The sequence below is a fragment of the Sphingomonas trueperi genome (genome assembly GCF_040545965.1).
GTDB classification, from domain to species: Bacteria; Pseudomonadota; Alphaproteobacteria; order Sphingomonadales; family Sphingomonadaceae; genus Sphingomonas; species Sphingomonas trueperi_C.
This window is the reverse complement of record NZ_JBEPMV010000003.1, coordinates 549,271-566,842: the sequence shown is the minus strand read 5'-3', so window position 1 is coordinate 566,842 and position 17,572 is coordinate 549,271. Positions and strand designations below refer to the sequence as shown.

General features: G+C 65.7%; 20 protein-coding genes. 16 read left to right on the top strand and 4 right to left on the bottom strand.

The genetic code is table 11. The features are described from left to right. Nucleotides 1–118: 118 nt before the first annotated feature. From ABIC35_RS10400 to ABIC35_RS10385, 4 genes are all read left to right on the top strand, one after another. Entirely contained in the window at nucleotides 119–643 is a 525-nt protein-coding gene (locus tag ABIC35_RS10400; RefSeq protein ID WP_121074325.1) for a hypothetical protein, read from the top strand. A gap of 241 nt (nucleotides 644–884) precedes the next feature. Continuing rightward, complete coding sequence (rplO, locus tag ABIC35_RS10395; protein WP_121074328.1) at nucleotides 885–1,415, top strand: 50S ribosomal protein L15; 531 nt, start codon at nucleotides 885–887, stop codon at nucleotides 1,413–1,415. Between the two features lie 325 nt (nucleotides 1,416–1,740). Then, on the top strand, nucleotides 1,741–3,105 hold the full coding sequence (gene secY / locus ABIC35_RS10390; RefSeq protein WP_121074331.1) for a preprotein translocase subunit SecY: 1,365 nt from the start codon (nucleotides 1,741–1,743) through the stop codon (nucleotides 3,103–3,105). A 29-nt stretch (nucleotides 3,106–3,134) separates the two neighbouring features. After that, nucleotides 3,135–3,788 (top strand): adenylate kinase, encoded by a 654-nt coding sequence (locus ABIC35_RS10385; RefSeq protein WP_121074334.1) that lies wholly within the window; start codon nucleotides 3,135–3,137, stop codon nucleotides 3,786–3,788. 239 nt (nucleotides 3,789–4,027) lie between these two features. On the opposite strand, the gene ABIC35_RS10380 is transcribed toward ABIC35_RS10385, so the two are convergent. Next, a complete protein-coding gene (locus ABIC35_RS10380) occupies nucleotides 4,028–4,666 on the bottom strand; it encodes an energy transducer TonB (protein WP_121074337.1) in 639 nt (212 codons plus the stop codon). 261 nt (nucleotides 4,667–4,927) lie between these two features. On the opposite strand from ABIC35_RS10380, the gene ABIC35_RS10375 reads away from it, so the two are divergent. The 8 genes from ABIC35_RS10375 to ABIC35_RS10340 all read left to right on the top strand — a co-directional run bounded on the left by ABIC35_RS10375 (nucleotide 4,928) and on the right by ABIC35_RS10340 (nucleotide 11,230). Next, nucleotides 4,928–5,242 carry a hypothetical protein gene (locus tag ABIC35_RS10375; protein WP_121074340.1) on the top strand — a complete coding sequence of 105 codons (315 nt, stop codon included), beginning with the start codon at nucleotides 4,928–4,930 and terminating at the stop codon, nucleotides 5,240–5,242. Between the two features lie 344 nt (nucleotides 5,243–5,586). Further along, complete coding sequence (rpsM, locus tag ABIC35_RS10370) at nucleotides 5,587–5,955, top strand: 30S ribosomal protein S13 (protein ID WP_010545744.1); 369 nt, start codon at nucleotides 5,587–5,589, stop codon at nucleotides 5,953–5,955. A gap of 79 nt (nucleotides 5,956–6,034) precedes the next feature. Then, nucleotides 6,035–6,424: a 30S ribosomal protein S11 gene (gene rpsK, locus ABIC35_RS10365; protein WP_019368402.1), complete on the top strand. Its 390-nt coding sequence runs from the start codon at nucleotides 6,035–6,037 to the stop codon at nucleotides 6,422–6,424. A gap of 99 nt (nucleotides 6,425–6,523) precedes the next feature. Next, nucleotides 6,524–7,591 carry a DNA-directed RNA polymerase subunit alpha gene (locus ABIC35_RS10360; RefSeq protein WP_010545746.1) on the top strand — a complete coding sequence of 356 codons (1,068 nt, stop codon included), beginning with the start codon at nucleotides 6,524–6,526 and terminating at the stop codon, nucleotides 7,589–7,591. Between the two features lie 223 nt (nucleotides 7,592–7,814). Beyond that, entirely contained in the window at nucleotides 7,815–8,237 is a 423-nt protein-coding gene (rplQ, locus tag ABIC35_RS10355) for a 50S ribosomal protein L17 (protein WP_066719853.1), read from the top strand. A 179-nt stretch (nucleotides 8,238–8,416) separates the two neighbouring features. Next, nucleotides 8,417–8,545, top strand: coding sequence for a hypothetical protein (locus ABIC35_RS10350; RefSeq protein ID WP_354278428.1), 129 nt, complete (start codon nucleotides 8,417–8,419; stop codon nucleotides 8,543–8,545). A gap of 50 nt (nucleotides 8,546–8,595) precedes the next feature. Beyond that, on the top strand, nucleotides 8,596–10,737 hold the full coding sequence (locus tag ABIC35_RS10345) for a prolyl oligopeptidase family serine peptidase (protein ID WP_121074343.1): 2,142 nt from the start codon (nucleotides 8,596–8,598) through the stop codon (nucleotides 10,735–10,737). 16 nt (nucleotides 10,738–10,753) lie between these two features. Continuing rightward, nucleotides 10,754–11,230, top strand: a complete 477-nt coding sequence (locus tag ABIC35_RS10340) for a vgr related protein (RefSeq protein ID WP_121074346.1) — start codon at nucleotides 10,754–10,756, stop codon at nucleotides 11,228–11,230. A gap of 145 nt (nucleotides 11,231–11,375) precedes the next feature. Here ABIC35_RS10340 and ABIC35_RS10335 read toward each other — a convergent pair whose 3' ends face one another. Both ABIC35_RS10335 and ABIC35_RS10330 read right to left on the bottom strand, forming a co-directional pair. Beyond that, nucleotides 11,376–11,759 carry a VOC family protein gene (locus ABIC35_RS10335; protein WP_121074348.1) on the bottom strand — a complete coding sequence of 128 codons (384 nt, stop codon included), beginning with the start codon at nucleotides 11,757–11,759 and terminating at the stop codon, nucleotides 11,376–11,378. Nucleotides 11,760–11,772: 13 nt separating this feature from the next. Continuing rightward, nucleotides 11,773–14,520 (bottom strand): [protein-PII] uridylyltransferase, encoded by a 2,748-nt coding sequence (locus tag ABIC35_RS10330; protein ID WP_121074351.1) that lies wholly within the window; start codon nucleotides 14,518–14,520, stop codon nucleotides 11,773–11,775. Nucleotides 14,521–14,780: 260 nt separating this feature from the next. Here ABIC35_RS10330 and ABIC35_RS10325 point away from each other — a divergent pair, with 260 nt between their 5' ends. The 4 genes from ABIC35_RS10325 (at nucleotide 14,781) to ABIC35_RS10310 (ending at nucleotide 16,774) form a co-directional block, all read left to right on the top strand. Next, the gene (locus ABIC35_RS10325; RefSeq protein ID WP_147425826.1) at nucleotides 14,781–15,239 is read left to right on the top strand and encodes a hypothetical protein; all 459 of its coding nucleotides are present in this window, start codon (nucleotides 14,781–14,783) and stop codon (nucleotides 15,237–15,239) included. Between the two features lie 68 nt (nucleotides 15,240–15,307). Beyond that, entirely contained in the window at nucleotides 15,308–15,799 is a 492-nt protein-coding gene (locus ABIC35_RS10320; protein WP_121074357.1) for a hypothetical protein, read from the top strand. 86 nt (nucleotides 15,800–15,885) lie between these two features. Continuing rightward, nucleotides 15,886–16,296, top strand: coding sequence for a glycine zipper 2TM domain-containing protein (locus ABIC35_RS10315; protein WP_121074360.1), 411 nt, complete (start codon nucleotides 15,886–15,888; stop codon nucleotides 16,294–16,296). Between the two features lie 52 nt (nucleotides 16,297–16,348). Then, a complete protein-coding gene (locus tag ABIC35_RS10310) occupies nucleotides 16,349–16,774 on the top strand; it encodes an OsmC family protein (protein WP_121074363.1) in 426 nt (141 codons plus the stop codon). A gap of 63 nt (nucleotides 16,775–16,837) precedes the next feature. Here the strand turns inward: ABIC35_RS10310 and ABIC35_RS10305 are convergent, their stop codons facing one another. After that, on the bottom strand, nucleotides 16,838–17,569 hold the full coding sequence (locus tag ABIC35_RS10305) for a hypothetical protein (protein WP_121074366.1): 732 nt from the start codon (nucleotides 17,567–17,569) through the stop codon (nucleotides 16,838–16,840). Between the last annotated feature and the right edge of the window lie 3 nt (nucleotides 17,570–17,572).

The following is a 17,572-nucleotide window of genomic DNA, read 5'->3' as shown; positions in this document are numbered from 1 at the left end:
GGTAATATATCGCGATCCTGACGCCACCACTTTCAGCTATAGGGCGGCGACGCAATCGTTCACGCGCGCATATCCAAATTCGCAGTCCACCATCACTCCGGGTGTAGATGGAACCACGTTGGCCCAAACGGATGCGGCTCTCGCCTACAAGTATGTGATCGGCACGAGTGATGCGTTCCTGACTATTCACCGCAATGTCGGCGGAGCCATCTACGTGGGCTACATCAAGGATCTGGAAAACGTGAAGCCAATTGGCTTTTCCGGGTTTACACTGGCGGGCGCGCCGACCTTGGCCTTGGACCTACCTGTAGCTGGGACGACAATCTACCAGGCGACGGTGGTGGAAATCGGAGCGGCCTCGGCTGGGCAGACCGTGGCTGTCGATGCGTCAGCGCGTCGGCTGAGCGGAACGATAGCGGTAACAATGAATGGGGGCAGCGCGCCCATCAACCTGATCTTGGATGGCGTACTGGACCCGCAAAGCGGGCGCGTAGATGGTACGGTCACGACGGCTGATGGCATCTTGAAAGGCGCCGCACATGGTCGTCTGTATGGACCAGGGGGCGGGGAGATTGGCCTGATCTTCGATTTGAAGGATAGCACCGGAAATGCGTCACCTGGCGTCCTGATCGGTCGCAAGTAGAAGCAGAATCTCTGACGTTTTTCGCGGCCGTTGGTGGTTGCTACAGGCAGGCGCGCTTGGTCGGTTCCAGCGCGGTCGTTGATGCTTCGCAGGAGGTCGACAAGCACGAACTGCGCACCCGGACTGCGCTTCATGAGAATGTCCCCGTCCGCCAAACAAGAGTCGACATTCCCCCCGCTCGCCGCTATGAGCCCGCGCTTCCCAACAACGCGCGACAAAAGCGAAAGCGAGTGCACACATCATGAAGCTGAACGAACTCAACGACAACCAGGGCGCCCGTCATCGCCGTATGCGCATCGGCCGTGGTATCGGCTCGGGCAAGGGCAAGACCGGCGGCCGCGGCGTCAAGGGTCAGAAGAGCCGCGAAGGCGTCTCGATCAAGGGCTTCGAAGGCGGCCAGATGCCGCTCCACATGCGTCTGCCGAAGCGTGGCTTCAACAACATCTTCGCCAAGGACTATGCCGAGGTGAACCTGGGCGAGATCCAGAAGGCTGTTGACGCCGGCAAGCTGACCGGCACCGACATCGATCACGCTGCGCTGAAGGCCGCTGGCCTGGCCCGTGGCGGCAAGGACGGCGTCCGTCTGCTCGGCAAGGGCGAACTGACCGCGAAGCTGAACTTCACCGTCGCCGGCGTCTCCGCCGGTGCGCGTGAGGCGGTCGAGAAGGCCGGTGGCTCGGTCACCGTGCCGGAGATCGTTCCGGCCGCCGACAAGCACAAGGCGAAGCACCGCACGGCCCAGGCCGCTGCCAAGGCCGCCAAGCAGGGCTGACGAAACGCGAAGGCGGGGCTCCCAAGGCTCCGCCTTCCTTCGTGCTGGGCTTGGGTATGCGCGCGTCGCGAACGACGCCGATCCCTCCAAGTCTGTCATCCCGGCGGAAGCCGGGATCCATTCGCCACTACGTCATGGCAAGCGCCGCGCCGGTGACCCCAATGGATTCCGGCTTTCGCCGGAATGACGAGGGTTTGGGCGAAGGCCGGGGCAGGTGCCGGTTTCTTTCCGCGCCCGCAGCCATTAGACAAGCCGCGCACAACCCCTATATGCGACTCCGCAGGGCGGGGGAGCGCCCGTCACTTATCCGGGACGAAGATACGAAATGGCATCCGCAGCCGACCAGCTGGCCTCCAGCATCAATCTGGCGAAGTTCAGCAAGGCCACCGACCTCAAGAAGCGCCTGTGGTTCACCCTCGGTGCGCTGATCGTCTTCCGCATGCTGAGCTATGTGCCGCTGCCGGGTATCGACCCGACGGCGCTCGGCCTGCTCGCGCAGCAGACGCAGGGCGGCGTGCTCGACTTCTTCAACAACTTCACCGGCGGCGCGCTGTCGCGCATGTCGATCGTGGCGATGGGCGTGATGCCCTACATCACCGCGTCGATCGTCGTGCAGCTGGCGACCTCGCTGTCGCCGCAGCTCAACGCGATCAAGAAGGAAGGCGAGAGCGGCCGCAAGCGGCTGAACCAGTACACCCGCTACGGCACTGTGCTGCTCACCTGCATCCAGGGCTATTTCCTGGTGCAGGGCCTCGAGGCAGCGGGTGCGGCCAAGGGCCTGAGCCCGGTGGTCGAGCCGGGCCTGGCCTTCACCCTCACCGCGGTGGTCAGCCTCGTCGGCGGCACCATGTTCCTGATGTGGATCGGTGAGCAGATCACAAGCCGCGGCATCGGCAACGGCATCTCGCTGATCATCATGGCCGGCATCGTCGCCCGCCTGCCGGTCACGCTGGTCCAGCTGTTCGAGAGCGGCCGTTCGGGCTCGATCGATCCGCTGCGCCTGATCTTCGTGATCGTCGGCGTCGCCATCCTCGTGCTGTTCATCTGCTTCATGGAGCGCGCCCAGCGCCGCATCCTGATCCAGTATCCGAAGCGCCAGACCGCGCGCGGCGTCCAGGCCGAGCGCAGCCACCTGCCGCTCAAGCTCAACACTGCCGGCGTGATCCCGCCGATCTTCGCCTCGTCGCTGCTGCTGCTGCCGCTGACGATCACCCAGTTCGCCGGCCAGGCCGCGCAGGGCGATACCTGGTATGGCGACCTGATCGCGAACCTGAACATCTGGCTGCGCCACGGCTCGCCGATCTACATGTCGCTTTATGCCGCCGGCATCATCTTCTTCTCGTTCTTCTACACCGCGGTGGTCTTCAACCCGGAGGAAACCGCGGACAATCTGAAGCGCTATGGCGGCTTCGTCCCCGGCATCCGCCCGGGCAAGAACACCGAGCTGTATTTCGACTATGTGCTGACCCGCATCACCGTGATCGGTGCAGCCTATCTGACCATCATCTGCCTGGTCCCGGAATGGGCGTTCTCCGCGATGAGCATCCCGTTCCTGATGGGCGGCACTAGCCTTCTCATCGTGGTCAACGTAACCATGGATACGGTGACGCAGATCCAGTCGCACCTGCTGGCCCACCAGTATGGCGATCTGATCAAGAAGGCGAAGCTCAAGGGCGGCCGCGCGCGCTGATCGTCGCGCGGCACAAGGGGAGGTACCTGTTGAATATCATCCTGTTGGGTCCGCCGGGGGCCGGTAAGGGCACCCAGGCGAAGCGTCTCGAGACCGAGCGCGGCATGGTGCAGCTGTCCACGGGCGACATGCTGCGCGCCGCGGTGAAGGCGGGGACGCCCACGGGCCTGAAGGCCAAGGCAGTGATGGAGGCGGGCCAGCTCGTCTCCGACGAGATCGTCTCGGGCATCATCGGCGAGCGGCTCGACATGGCCGATACCGAACAGGGCGCGATTTTCGACGGTTATCCGCGCACCTATGCGCAGGCCGAATCGCTCGACGCGCTGCTCAGCGAACGCGGCCGCAAGCTCGACTATGTGATCGAGCTGCTGGTCAACGAAGAGGCGCTGGTCGACCGGGTCGAGGGCCGCTTCACCTGCGCCAAGTGCGGCGAGGGCTATCACGACAAGTACAAGCTGCCCAAGACGGAAGGCGTGTGCGACGTGTGCGGCTCGACCGAGTTCAAGCGCCGCCCCGACGACAATGCCGAGACGGTGCGCACCCGCATGGCGGAGTATCGTGCAAAGACCGCGCCGATCCTGCCCTTCTACGAAGAGAAGGGGCTGGTCCGGCGAGTCGACGGCATGGCCGATATCGACGAGGTGACGCGGCAGATCGCCGCGGTGCTTGACGGGCAGGGATAACGGAAAGGGCGGGGGAAACCCCGCCCTTTTTGATTCTGAGCTATATGCGGCGCTGCGGCTCGTCCGCTTCCGCCCAATACCAGTCGCAAACCCGCCCTGCTTCTTGGATGGTCCCGAAGGTTTCTCATCGGAATTCCACGCGGTGGAGGCGGTCCGTTTTCTCGCCGCTTCGCGGCAAGTGGCGATCGCCTCCCGTCCAGCATATATTCGGGCTCAGGCTCTTCCTAACTGCGAGCCGCTCACCTTGCGGAAACCGGCTCGAACGTCACCAGGACCATCCGGGTGTCGAACAGAGGCCCGTATTTGATGCCTTGTGTCGGTGCCGGCGCCTGTACCATGACCTGCTGACATGCCACCTTGTCAATCGCGACGAGACCGCTCGTCACTTCGATCCGGCAGGCATCCGGTTTGCCGGACTTTGCAAAATGCACCCGCGTCAGCGCGGGTCTGGCATATCCGGCCGGCAGTTTCGCAACTTCCACGACGAGATCGATACGCGGAATCTCGCCGGGCGCGGGACCATCCTGCGACGTCCACGTGAACTTGTTGGAATATATCGCACGAATAGGGGTCCCCGCCGAATCACGTGCTGGGCTGAACCGCGCGCGCTTCAGGAGGATGGCGCAAGCAAGCTGATCCAATTGCAAATATCCGGAAGTTGCGGTGATATAGCAACCATCCGGAACGCCCTTCGTATCTACGGCCAGGGTAAAATGCACCCGGCCCAGCTCGCCCTTGTCGACTGCGCTGGACGGATAATCCGCGTCCGTCACCCATTCAGCCGGCGCGCTCCTCGGCTTCAACGGCGTCGCCAGTTCGCCCTTCGGCACCTCCCCGGCCTGCACCAGAGCGATCACCCCCAACAACAACCATTCCATTCGTCAGCCCCCGGTCTACCTCTCCATCATGGCCTGCCGTTGCGCGGCGAATCAAGACCCCTGGCCCACGCTTCAAAAACTGTTCCTGTGCGCTGTAAGACTGCGCGGCGGAACCGGCCCGCCCTCTTCTGTCACATTTGTGGATTGGAGGTGGTCTTCACCCTTCTTTGTCCGCCAGCGGAGCGATAGCTCCCCACCAATGCCCGCCATGGCCGCTCCCGCCCCACTTGCGGACGTGGCGCCGCTCGGTAGCATGGGCGCATGAGCTTTTTCGTCTATCATCGCGGTGTTGTTTGCGAGACCGATTCGCTGGCGTCGGTATTGAGTCGCTTGGCCGATGAAATGGAAGAGTGTCCCGGAGACGAAGAACATGCTTCCGTCTCTGTTATTCACGAGAGTGAGTGGGGTCTCGGCTACTACGGAGGCGGCTACGTCACCTATGAGCATGTCGAGGACCATGGCCAGCCACGACACATGACCGGGTTACCACGAAAGAAGGTGCTTGAGCTAATGCAGAGCGTTGCTGAAGGCGACCTTGCGCGGCTGGAGGATAAGCCGTGGTCGCCGGGTTACTAACGACTGCTTCCCACCTAATCTCGGTCGTGACCTGATCGTCGGGTTGCGTGCACCCGCCAGTCTGCAATCCCCAACTTCCTATCCGAAACGGGACGCGCTTCGCCGCCGCACCCCTCACCGCGCTTGGCCTGCCGGGAACCTTGCTATATAAGGAGGGTTCAGCATTTTCCGGCCCCGCGGCGCTTGACAGTTCGCCTGCGGCCCCGTATCTCGCCCAACTTCCGGAACAGTAGATTACGGCGGCGCTCCCTGCGTGCGTCGTGCCACTGCATTTCGGAAGGCAACGCTACGAGATGGGGCGCCGCTGCCATGCAGTGCCTCGTGGAGCTGGGAGAATATATTTCATGGCACGTATTGCGGGTGTTAACATCCCGACCAACAAGCGCGTCGTCATCGCGCTGCAGTATATCCACGGCATCGGCCCCGCAAAGGCCAAGGAACTCACCACGCAGCTCGGCATCGCGCCGGAGCGCCGCGTGCAGGACCTGAGCGACCAGGAAGTGCTGCAGATCCGCGAAGCGATCGACGCCGGCTACACCGTGGAAGGTGATCTTCGTCGCCAGGTGGCGATGAACATCAAGCGCCTGATGGACCTGGCCTGCTATCGCGGCCTGCGTCACCGCAAGGGCCTGCCGGTCCGCGGCCAGCGCACGCACACCAATGCGCGCACCCGCAAGGGCAAGGCCAAGCCGATCGCCGGCAAGAAGAAGTAAGCAGCGCTCCCCAGCGCGCACTTCTTCCCCCGAGGCCCAGCGCCTCCAGGCACCAAGCTTCTAGGTCAGGAAATTCCAAATGGCACGTGAACCGCAGCGTATTCGCCGTCGCGAACGCAAGAACATCACCGCCGGCGTCGCGCATGTGAACGCCAGCTTCAACAACACCATGATCACCATCACCGACGCGCAGGGCAACGCGATCAGCTGGTCGTCGGCCGGCATGATGGGCTTCAAGGGCTCGCGCAAGTCGACCCCGTACGCCGCGCAGGTCGCCGCCGAAGACGCCGGCCGCAAGGCCGCCGAGCACGGCGTTCGCACCCTCGAGGTCGAGGTCAAGGGTCCGGGTTCGGGCCGTGAGTCGGCGCTCCGCGCGCTGCAGGCGGTCGGCTTCCAGATCACCTCGATCCGCGACGTGACGGCGATCCCCCATAACGGCGTGCGGCCGTCGAAGCGTCGCCGCGTCTAAACGTCCTGCTTGCACCGCGGGCCCTGAGGCGGGTCTCGCGGTCTTGCAGTAGGTACCTGGCGGGGAATGCCTCTTCCCCGCCCAACATGAGGAAAGCCCGTGTCGGTCAACGCTAAGAACTGGCAGGAACTCAAGAAGCCCAACGGCCTCGAGAAGAAGCCCGGTGGCGATCCCAAGCGGAAGTCGACGTTCGTCGCCGAGCCGCTGGAGCGGGGCTTCGGCCTCACCCTCGGCAACGCGCTGCGTCGCGTGCTGCTGTCGTCGCTGCAGGGCGCGGCAGTCACCTCGATCAAGATCGAGAATGTGCTGCACGAATTCTCGTCGCTCGCCGGCGTGCGCGAGGACGTGACCGACATCGTCCTCAACGTGAAGCAGATCGCGCTCAAGATGCAGGGCGAAGGCCCGAAGCGTCTCCAGCTGTCGGCCACCGGCCCGGCGGAAGTGAAGGCGGGCGACATCGCGGTTTCGGGCGACATCGAAGTGATGAACCCCGAGCTGGTGATCTGCCACCTCGACGACGGCGCGACCCTGAACATGGAACTGACCGCGGACGTGGGTAAGGGCTATGTGCCCGCTACCGCGAACCGCCCGGCCGATGCGCCGATCGGCCTGATCCCGGTCGATGCGCTGTTCAGCCCGGTCCGTCAGGTCTCGTACAAGGTCGAGAACACCCGCGTCGGCCAGGAGCTCGATTACGACAAGCTCACGCTGACCGTCGAAACCGACGGCACGGTGACCCCGGAGGACTCGCTGGCCTATGCCGCGCGGATCCTGCAGGACCAGCTGGCGCTGTTCGTCCACTTCGACGATTCTTCGATCACCCGGGCAGCCCCGGTCGGCATGGCGCCGGCAGCGGCACCGGCGGAAGGTGGCGCAGGCGATGCCGCGCAGATCAACCGCTATCTGCTCAAGAAGGTCGACGAGCTGGAGCTTTCGGTCCGCTCGGCCAACTGCCTCAAGAACGACAACATCATCTATATCGGCGATCTGGTTCAGAAGACCGAAGCCGAGATGCTGCGCACGCCGAACTTCGGCCGCAAGTCGCTCAACGAGATCAAGGAAGTCCTCTCCAGCATGGGCCTGCGCCTCGGCATGGAAATCCCGGGCTGGCCGCCCGAGAACATCGAGGAAATGGCCAAGAAGCTCGAGCAGGAGATCATGGGCTGAGCCTCGCGTCCGGGATTAGCCTTGCTAATCCCGGGCTGATCGCGAGGCCCGGCCGGCGGGGCCGCAGGCTCCGACCGACGACGCGGCTTTGCCGCGGCGGCCAGCAGACGAAGTTCGCTACACTGTGAACTTTGGCAACTTAGGGTTTTGGGCGGTGGCCCTGATTGCACCGCCTGGTCTGGGGTTCCGTCGAACGGCCCCTTAACGAACGAAGGAAAGAACCATGCGCCATCGTGTAGGCGGTCGTAAGCTGCAGCGTACCTCGGCTCACCGTATTGCCCTGTTCCGCAACATGAGCGCCGCGCTCATCAAGCACGAGCAGATCACCACCACCGTCGCCAAGGCGAAGGAACTGCGCCCGTACGTCGAGAAGCTGATCACCCTCGCCAAGAAGGGTGGCCTGTCGAACCGTCGTCTGGCCCATTCGCGCCTGATGGACGACGCCCAGCTGGTGAAGCTGTTCGACGTGCTGGCTGCGCGCTACGCCGATCGCAACGGCGGCTACACCCGCATCATCAAGGCCGGTATCCGCGCCTCGGACGCGTCGCCGATGGCGATCATCGAGTTCGTCGACCGCGACGTCTCGGCCAAGGGCCAGGATTCGGGCCCGGTGATCTCGGACGAGGATTTCGACGAAGCCGCCTGATCGGCGCTTCGTTCGGAACGAACTAGGGAAGGGCGGTCGCTGGTGCGGCCGCCCTTTTCTGTTGGGCAGTCTTTCTTGCCGCCTCCCAAGTTTCGTTTCGCTTGCAAACCCGTCGGCGCTCCCCATCTCCGCCGCCGAACAGGGTGCATCGTCTCGGCAGGCGGTGCTGGAGAAACAACATGTCTCGCAAGTCCAAACGGGCACGCTCGGCCGCGCCCATCGATATTGGCGCGTGGATTGCCGCGCTGCTGGCGCTGTCGCCGCTCGCGGCCTTTGCCTGGGTGATCGAGCTTGGCGGCTTGGCTTGAGCCAAGAGACCGGCCTGCCTAGGGTAGGCGCATTCTTTGGGAGCCCTTGAATGCGCCGTGCATTGATCCTGCCGCTACTCTTCGCCAGCCCCACCGTTGCCCAGACCACCAAGCCGGAGACCACCGCGCCGATGACCAAGTTCGCCTATCCCGAAACCCGCCGCGTTGACGTGGTGGACGAACAGTTCGGGGTGAAGGTCGCCGATCCCTATCGCTGGCTGGAAAACGACGTCCGCAACGACAAGGAGGTCGCCGCTTGGGTCGAGGCGGAGAACAAGGTCACCGACGCCTATCTGGCGACGCTGCCGGGCCGCGATGCGCTCAAGGCGCGGATCAAGCAGCTGTTCGATTACGAGCGCTTCGGCGTGCCCGAGCAGAAGGGCGGCCATTATTTCTACGCGCACAACAGCGGTCTGCAGAACCAGGCGGTGCTGTTCGTCCGTGACGGTCTGAAGGGCGAGGGTCGGGTGCTGATCGATCCCAATGGCTGGTCGAAGGACGGCGCCACCGCGCTCGCCGAATGGCTGCCGAGCGAGGACGGCAAGCTGCTCGCCTATTCGATCCAGGACGGCGGCACCGACTGGCGGACGATCAAGGTGCTCGACGTCGCCACCGGCAAGGACACCGGCGACACGGTGAGCTGGGCCAAGTTCACCATGGGCGTTGCCTGGGCCAAGGACGGCAGCGGCTTCTTCTACTCGCGCTATCCGGAGCCGCCCGCGGACGCCAAGTTCCAGGCGCTCAACGAGAACCACCGCATCTATTTCCACAAGCTGGGCACCCAGCAGTCGGCCGACCGGCTGGTCTACGAGACGCCCGCGACGCCCAAGCAGAGCCATTATGCCGGCATCACCGACGACGGCCGCTATCTGGTGATCACCACCAGCGAGGGCACCGACAACAAGAACCTCGTCCACATCATCGACCTGCAGGATCCCGCAGGCAAGGCGAAGACCGTCATCGGCAAGCTCGAGCATGACTGGTCGGCGATCGGCAATGTCGGGACGAAGTTCTGGTTCGCGACCGACGACGGCGCGCCGCGCCAGCGGATCGTCACCATCGACCTCGCCGATCCCGCGCTGACTCCGCACGAGGTGGTGCCCGAGCAGAAGGAGACGCTGGCCGGCCAGTCGATCGTCGGCGACCGGCTGATCCTCAGCTACATGGTCGATGCCGCCACCGAGGTGCGCCGCTACACGCTGGACGGAAAGGCCGACGGCAAGGTCGCGCTGCCCGGCATCGGCACCGCGAGCGGCTTTGGCGGGCATCCGCATGATGGCGAGACCTTCTTCGCCTTCACCAGCTTCAACTATCCGACGACGATCTTCCGCTACGACGTGAAGACCGGCAAGGCCGAGCCTTGGGCGCAGCCGAAGGTGGCGTTCGAGCCGCAGGATTATGCGGTGGAGCAGCGCTTCTACGCCTCCAAGGACGGCACCAGGGTGCCGATGTTCATCGTTCGCAAGAAGAGCGTGACCGGCCCCGCGCCAACGATCCTCTACGGCTATGGCGGGTTCAACATCCCGATCACCCCCGGCTTCTCGGCGGGCCGGCTGGCCTGGCTGGAGCAGGGGGGCGTGTTCGTCGTGGCGAACATCCGCGGCGGCGGCGAGTACGGCAAGGCGTGGCACGATGGCGGCCGCCTCGCCAACAAGCAGAACGTGTTCGACGACTTCATCGGCGCGGGCGAGTTCCTTATCAAGGAAGGCATCACCGGCAAGGGCCAGCTGGCGATCCAGGGCGGCTCCAATGGCGGCCTGCTGGTCGGCGCGGTGACCAACCAGCGCCCGGACCTGTTCGCCGCGGCGCTGCCGGCGGTGGGCGTGATGGACATGACCCGGTTCGACCGGTTCACCGCCGGCCGCTACTGGGTCGACGATTACGGCTATCCGTCGAAGGAAGCGGACTTCAAGCGGCTCTATGCCTATTCGCCCTATCACAACATCAAGAGCGGCGTGGAATACCCCGCCATCCTGGTGAGCACGGCGGATACCGACGACCGCGTCGTGCCGGGCCACAGCTTCAAGTACACGGCGGCGCTGCAGCATGCCCAGATCGGCGATCGCCCGCATCTGATCCGCATCGAGACCCGCGCCGGCCATGGCTCGGGCAAGCCGACCGACAAGGTGATCGAGGAAACCGCCGACCTCTGGGCGTTCGCCGCCAAGTGGACGGGGCTGGCGATCAAGTAAGCAGGGGAGGGCGGCCATGTCCGGCGACGACCCGCGACAGGGCCGCCCTCTTACCGATGCCGAGCGGGCGCTCGCCCTCGGCATGTTCGGCACTGCGATCGACCTCGATCCGGTGCGCATCTACCGGCGGAAGTGGTTTCCCTTCCAGCCGCGCAACGTCACCATGGCGCCGCGCGGGCATCTTCACTTCCATCCGGCGGGGGATGCCTATCGGGACTGTTTCGCCAGCGCGGGGCTGGGGCTGCAGGGGCATCTGATCCACGAGCTGGTCCATGTCTGGCAACACCAGCAGGGGCTCAACCTGGTGCTGCGGCGGCACCCCTTTTGCCGCTATCACTACAGCATCAAGCCGGGCTGGACGCTGGCGCGCTACGGCATCGAGCAGCAGGCAGAGATCGTCCGCCACGTCTTCCTGCTGCGGCAGGGGGCGACGGTGCCGGGCGCACCGCCGCTGGCGACGCTGGAGAGCATCCTGCCGTTTGGCACGGGGTAAGGGGAAGGGTGGGGGACACGCCCCCCACTGTCATCCCGGCGAAAGCCGGGATCCAGTCGCCTCTACGCCTCAGCAAGAGCAACGACGGAGGCCCCAATGGATCCCGGCTTTCGCCGGGATGACGAAGGGTAGGAGGCGCGCCTTACTACTCCGCAGGCGACTCCCACAGCTCGATCGGATTGCCCTCCGGATCGTGGATGCGGGCGAAGCGGCCGGTTTCCGGCGTGTCCCACTCCGCCCGCGTTTCGATCGCCACGCCGGCGGCGTTGAGCTGCTCCAGCAGCCCGTCAAGGTCGATCACCCGCAGGTTGAGCATCACCTGCTTGTCCGAGGCGTAATAGGTGCTGTCCGCCTGGAACGGCTGAAAGATGACGCCGCCGGGTTCGGGATACCAGAACCACGGGCTCGTCTGGCCGCTGGGATCGGTGCCGCATCCGCCGCCGACGCCCAGCATCTCCTGGTACCAGGCCTTCAGCCCCTCCGGATCCTGCGCGCGAAAGAAATAGCCGCCCAGCCCCACTACCGGCATGTCCGTCCCCCGATCAGGCGGCCTGGGCGATCTCCTCGCCGGCCGCGGCCTCCAGCAGACGCCGCTCGATCGTCTTGAGTCGCGACGTCGAGCTGATCTTATCCCCGATCAGGTCGGTCAGATAGAAGGTATCGACCGCGCGCTCGCCATAGGTTGCAACATGCGCCGAATGAATCGTGACCTTCGACTGGAAGAGGGCATTGGCAAGGCTGTAGAGCAGCGCCGGCCGATCGCGCGCATTGACTTCGATGACGGTGAAGCGGTTCGACGCCTTGTTGTCGATGAACACATTGGGTTCGATCGAGAAGGCGTCGGCGCGCAGCCGCACCGGTGCCTTGGTCTTGAGGCGTTCGGAAAGCCGCGCGCGGTTGGCCAGCGCATCGGCGATGCCGGTCTTGAGCCGGGTGAGCCGCGCTTCCTCGTCGAAGGGCTGGCCGAACGGATCCTGGACGAGGAAATTGTCGAGCGCCATGCCGTCGCGCGTCGTGTGGATGCGCGCGTCTATGATGTTGCCGCCGGCGACATGGATCGCACCGGCGATGCGGTAGAACAGGCCGGGATGGTCGGCGGCATAGACCGTGACCAGCGTCGCGCCGCGATCGGGATAGACCTGCGCCTCGACGTGCAGCGTCGCATCGCCCGCCGCGGCGACCATCGCGGCGTTGCGCTCCAGCACGTCGCTCGGCTCGGCGATCCAGTAGCTTTCGGTGAAGCGGCGTTTGAACGCCTCGAACTTGGGCGCTGGCCAGCCGAGTGCTGCGCCCAGTTCGTCCTGCTTGGCGGCGATGCGCTCGGTGCGGCCGCGCTGCTTGTGGCCGAGGCGGAGGACTTCCTCGGCGGCTTCGTACAGCCCGCCGAGCAGCTGGCGCTTCCAGCCGTTCCACACGCCGGGGCCGACCGCGCGGATGTCGACCACGGTCAGCGCGAGCAACATGCGGAGGCGCTCGGCGCTCTGCACCTGCGCGGTGAAGTCGAGGATCGTCTTGAAGTCGGCGAGGTCGCGCTTGAACGCGGTGGCGGACATCAGCAGGTGCCAGCGCACCAGCCACGCCACCATCTCGGTCTCGCCCGGCGTCAGGCCCAGCCGCGGGCAGAGCCGTTCCGCAACCTCGGCGCCGAGGATCGAATGGTCGCCGCTGCGGCCCTTGGCGATGTCGTGGAGTAGCACCGCCACGTACAGCGCGCGGCGCGAGGCGAGCTGGTGGAGGATGCCGCTGGCGAGCGGATGGTCCTCCTTGAGCTGGCCCTTCTCGATCTTGCTGAGCAGCCCGATCGCGCGGATCGAATGCTCGTCCACCGTATAATGGTGGTACATGTCGAACTGCATCTGCGCGACGACGCGGCCGAAGTCCGGCACGAAGCGGCCGAACACGCCGGCTTCGTTCATCCAGCGCAGCACCGTTTCCGGGTCGCGCGGCGAGGTCAGCACGTCGAGGAACAGCGCATTGGCTCGGGGATCGTTGCGAACATCGTCGACCAGCTTGGCGTCGCGCGCGGCGGCGCGCATGGCCAGCGGGTGGATTTCCAGTTCGTGCAGGTCGGCCAGCGCGAACAGCTCGACCAGGCGGACTGGGTCTTCGCGGAAGAAGGTGTCACGCGGCAGCGCCAGCCGGCCGCGCTCAAGCACGAAGCCCTTCAGCTTGCGCCGCCCGCGCCACAGCGCCGGGAAGCCGAAGCGGCGGCCGCGCGCGGCGAACTTCTCGTCGAGGTGCGCGAGGAACACGCCGGTGAGGTCGCCCACCACCTTCGCCTGGAGGAAGTAGTAGCGCATGAAGCGCTCGACCTTGGGCATCCCGGGCCGATCGGCGAAGCGCATCCGCTCAGCGATCTCGCGCTGGACGTCGAAGGTCAGGCGGTCCTCGGGGCGGTTGGTGATCAGGTGGAGCTGGCAGCGCACCGCCCAGAGGAAATTCTCGGCGCGGCGGAACTGGCGATATTCGGTTGGGGTGAGCAGCCCGGCCTCGACCAGCTCGGCAGGCTCGCGGACATTATAGGCGAACTTGCCGATCCAGAAGAGCGTGTGCAGGTCGCGCAGGCCGCCCTTGCCCTCCTTCACATTGGGTTCGACGACATAGCGGCTGTCGCCCATCTTCTTGTGGCGGGCGTTGCGCTCCTCCAACTTGGCGGTGATGAAGCCGCGCGCGCTGTCCGCCTGGATCTCCGCCTTGAAACGCCGCGCCGCCTCGTCATACAGATCGGTATCGCCCCACACATAGCGCGCCTCGAGCAGTGCGGTGCAGACGGTGACGTCGGCCTTGGCCTGGCGGACCATCTCGTCGAGCGAGCGCGACGAATGTCCCACCTTCAGCCGCATGTCCCACAGCGAATAGAGCATCGATTCGATCACCTGCTCGCTCCAGCCGGTGACCTTCCAGGGGGTGAGGAAGCCGATGTCGATGTCCGAATGCGGCGCCATCTCGCCGCGCCCATAGCCGCCCACCGCGATCAGCGTCATCCGCTCGGCGGCGGTGGGATTGGCATTGGGGTGGAGCCGCTCGACGGTGAAGTCCCAGAGCAGGCGCAGGATCTGGTCGGTGAGGAAGGCGCCGGCCGCGGCCGCTTCGAGGCCACGCGAGGGGTGTTCGGCGAGGCGACGGGCAATCTCCGCCTGGCCCGCGGCGAGCGCTGCCTTGAGCTCGGTGGCGCCGGCCTGGCGCAGCGCGGCGGTGTCGCGGGCCTCCAGCGCGGCGAGGCGTTCGGCGACGGCACGGCGATCGATCAGGGCGCGGCGATGGGGGACGGAAGCGAAGCGGGTCGGCATGCGAGTCAGATAGGAGGATTTGGGGGGAAGTTCACGCAGGAAGGAATGGGGGACGCGATTTCCTGCCTTCTTAAGCCCCTCCCCTTCAGGGGAGGGGTTGGGGGTGGGGGCTGACCGAGAAGTTGAGCCCTTGAGGATCCGTCATGCCCCACCCCAACCCCTCCCCTGAAGGGGAGGGGCTTTTGCTTGCTGCGCCGTCTGCGCGGGAACAAAAGCTGAGCCATGCGGGTAGGGCGGGGCAACGCCTGCGGAGACGCCATTTGCCTTTGAAGACCTGCTCGCTCGCCGCGGCGCTGCTGCTCCTCGCGCCGCTGACGGCCTGCAACGGCCCGAAGCCGGCCGACGACCCGACCGCGAACGTCGAATCGACCGCAACGCCGAGCCCCGTGCCGTCCCCCCGCACCACGCCAATGGCGAACGACGAGACCCCGCCACACTCCTCCGCCAAGCAGTGCCATTTCGAGGTCGACGGCAAAACGCTGCTCGACGGCCGCTGTCAGGTCTATCCGATGGGCGACGGCGGCTACACGCTCAACACGTGGAGCGCCGGCAAGCCCGTCCAGTCGCACTTCGCCGTGGTCACCACCCGTGCCGACGGCAAGGCCGATGCGACCTGGAATGCCGATCCCGACGACGACAGGGCTGGGGATCCGCTGGGCACCGTCACCCGCAAGGATGGCTGCTGGGTGAACCAACGCACCCGCATTTGCGCCCGCTGATCGCGCATCGCGCGGAACACGCGCGCGTCCCGGCCCGTTGACCGTACCGTAACCGAAAGGAGATTTCGATGGCCACCGCCAGCAAGACGCCCAAGACCTCCACGCCGCGCAAGCGCACGCCCAAGGCCGCGACCACGGCTGCAGCCGCTGACACCAAGGCGGAGCCCGCCGCCGCCAAGCCGGCGCCCAAGGCCCGCCCGAAGCGCGCGCCCAAGGCCGCTGCGCCGGCAACCAAGGTCCGGAAGCGCTCGGGGCTGGGACGGACCGGCATTGCGGCGATCGCTGCGGCCGGGTTGGGTGCCATCGGTGCGATTGCCTTCGGTACGCTGTGGAACCGCCGTGGCGTATCCGAGCCGGGCACTGTGCCGACCGACCTGATGGGCGACAGCCACCCCGACGGCAGCCAGCGCGCGATCGAGCAGTTCCGCCCCGATCCCACCGCATCGATCCCGGCGAACGAGCGTGAGGCATTCGCGCCGGCGCTGGCCGGCGGCTCGGCACCGACGCTGGTCGCCGGCCAGGCCGACGAGCTCCGCCGCAACGACGCAGCACCTTCCTGATCCTCCCCGGATCGGCACGGCCGCGCAACCTTCCTCGTGGCCGTGCATTCCCCACGCACATCAACATGGATCAGGAGAGAGACCCGATGCGCATCTTCGCTTTGAGCATGGTCGCGGCCGCGACGCTGGTTTCCGGCTGCGCCGAGGGCGGCTACGGCCCCGGCTATGCCGGCGGTGGCGGCTATCGCCAGTATGATTATAACCGCCCGGACCCGGCCTATAACGGCTATTATGCCGATCGCTATTATCGCGAGAATCCGCGCGCCCGCGAGCGTCGCCTGTCGCAGAATGATCGCGTCTATCGCGGCCAGGACGGCCGCTATTATTGCCGCCGCAACGACGGCACGACCGGCCTGATCGTCGGCGGCGTGGCGGGCGGGCTGCTCGGCAACATCATCGCGCCGGGCGGATCGCAGACGCTGGGTACGCTGCTCGGCGCCGCCGCGGGTGCTGCCGCGGGTCGTTCGATCGATCGCAACAACGTCACGTGCAAGTGATAGGATCGGGCCGGGGTCGATTCCCCGGCCCGACCATTTCGAGGAGTCTGCCATGACCACGCGCACCGCCACCGCCCGCTACACCGGCTTCGGCAAGGCCGGCAAAGGCCAGCTGACCAGCCCCTCGGGCGTGCTGGAGGCGACTCCCTACAGCTTCAACACGCGCTTTGGCGACGAGAAGGGTACCAACCCGGAAGAGCTGATCGCGGCGGCGCATGCCGGCTGCTTCACCATGGCGCTGAGCTTCGCGCTCGCCCAGGCGGGGTTCAGCGACGGCACGCTGGAGACGACGGCGGCGGTGAAGCTGGAGCAGGACGGCGACGGCTTCACCATCACCCGTTCGGACCTGAAGCTGCGCGCCGAAGTGCCCGGCATCAGCGAGGAGCAGTTCGAGGCGCTCGCCAAGGGTGCCGAGGCGAACTGTCCGGTGTCCAAGCTGCTCAAGGCCCAGATCGCCCTGGAGTGGGAACTGGCCTGAACCTGATCCCCAAAGGGGTGTGGAAAGGGCGGGCGGGTGCTGGTGCACCCGCCCGTTTTCGTATCAGCGCAAGGGTGCCACGCGCAGCGAGGCCATCGGCGCGTCCTGGGTCCGGGTATCCACCTTCCAGGCGATCACCTTGTCGCTGCCGACGGTCTCGGCGCCGGCCTCGTTGTTCTGGCTGATCACCTCGGCATCGGTGGTGAGGGTGAAGCTGCCCTCCATGCGATCGGCCGCCTCCGCGCTTTGCGACATGCCCGCGCCCATGCCGCCAAGGCCCGCCGCCTCGCTCTTCTGCCGGGCAAAGCCCTGCGCCTTCACCCGCACCGCATCCTTGCCGCGCAGCTCGATCGCGATCCACGGCAGGACGATCTCGTTATCCTGGTTGTACGGGTAGACGAAGGCGTGATCGAGCACGCCCGAGAGCGCGAAATCGACATAGAAGATGCCGTTGCCGCGATATTCGACGCTGCGATAGCCCGCTTCCTTGGCGAGTTCGACCGCGAGCTTGCGATATTCCTCGTCGCGCTTCGCCTGCTCGGCCGCCTTCACCTTGGCCGGATCGGCCGAGCCATTCTTGCCCTTCTTGGCGGTCTCTTCCTCGGCCAGCTTGGTGAAATCGCCGCCGATCCCCTTCAGGTCGATGGCGACCACCTCGCCCTTGTAGGTGAAGGTGAAGCTGCGATCGCGGTGGATAGTGAGTGCGGAATCGAACTTGCCGGGCACGAACAGGCAGCTCGCCAGCACCATCGGCGCGAGTACCACCAGCGCCAGCGTGCGCAACATCCTGGTCATGTC

Bases quoted from the DNA above. Each gene is read 5' to 3' on its own strand.
- rplO (WP_121074328.1), top strand. From the start codon at position 885: ATGAAGCTGAACGAACTCAACGACAACCAGGGCGCCCGTCATCGCCGT.
- secY (WP_121074331.1), top strand. From the start codon at position 1,741: ATGGCATCCGCAGCCGACCAGCTGGCCTCCAGCATCAATCTGGCGAAG.
- ABIC35_RS10380 (WP_121074337.1), bottom strand. From the start codon at position 4,666: ATGGAATGGTTGTTGTTGGGGGTGATCGCTCTGGTGCAGGCCGGGGAG.
- ABIC35_RS10375 (WP_121074340.1), top strand. From the start codon at position 4,928: ATGAGCTTTTTCGTCTATCATCGCGGTGTTGTTTGCGAGACCGATTCG.
- rpsM (WP_010545744.1), top strand. From the start codon at position 5,587: ATGGCACGTATTGCGGGTGTTAACATCCCGACCAACAAGCGCGTCGTC.
- rpsK (WP_019368402.1), top strand. From the start codon at position 6,035: ATGGCACGTGAACCGCAGCGTATTCGCCGTCGCGAACGCAAGAACATC.
- rplQ (WP_066719853.1), top strand. From the start codon at position 7,815: ATGCGCCATCGTGTAGGCGGTCGTAAGCTGCAGCGTACCTCGGCTCAC.
- ABIC35_RS10350 (WP_354278428.1), top strand. From the start codon at position 8,417: ATGTCTCGCAAGTCCAAACGGGCACGCTCGGCCGCGCCCATCGATATT.
- ABIC35_RS10345 (WP_121074343.1), top strand. From the start codon at position 8,596: ATGCGCCGTGCATTGATCCTGCCGCTACTCTTCGCCAGCCCCACCGTT.
- ABIC35_RS10340 (WP_121074346.1), top strand. From the start codon at position 10,754: ATGTCCGGCGACGACCCGCGACAGGGCCGCCCTCTTACCGATGCCGAG.
- ABIC35_RS10335 (WP_121074348.1), bottom strand. From the start codon at position 11,759: ATGCCGGTAGTGGGGCTGGGCGGCTATTTCTTTCGCGCGCAGGATCCG.
- ABIC35_RS10330 (WP_121074351.1), bottom strand. From the start codon at position 14,520: ATGCCGACCCGCTTCGCTTCCGTCCCCCATCGCCGCGCCCTGATCGAT.
- ABIC35_RS10320 (WP_121074357.1), top strand. From the start codon at position 15,308: ATGGCCACCGCCAGCAAGACGCCCAAGACCTCCACGCCGCGCAAGCGC.
- ABIC35_RS10315 (WP_121074360.1), top strand. From the start codon at position 15,886: ATGCGCATCTTCGCTTTGAGCATGGTCGCGGCCGCGACGCTGGTTTCC.
- ABIC35_RS10310 (WP_121074363.1), top strand. From the start codon at position 16,349: ATGACCACGCGCACCGCCACCGCCCGCTACACCGGCTTCGGCAAGGCC.
- ABIC35_RS10305 (WP_121074366.1), bottom strand. From the start codon at position 17,569: ATGACCAGGATGTTGCGCACGCTGGCGCTGGTGGTACTCGCGCCGATG.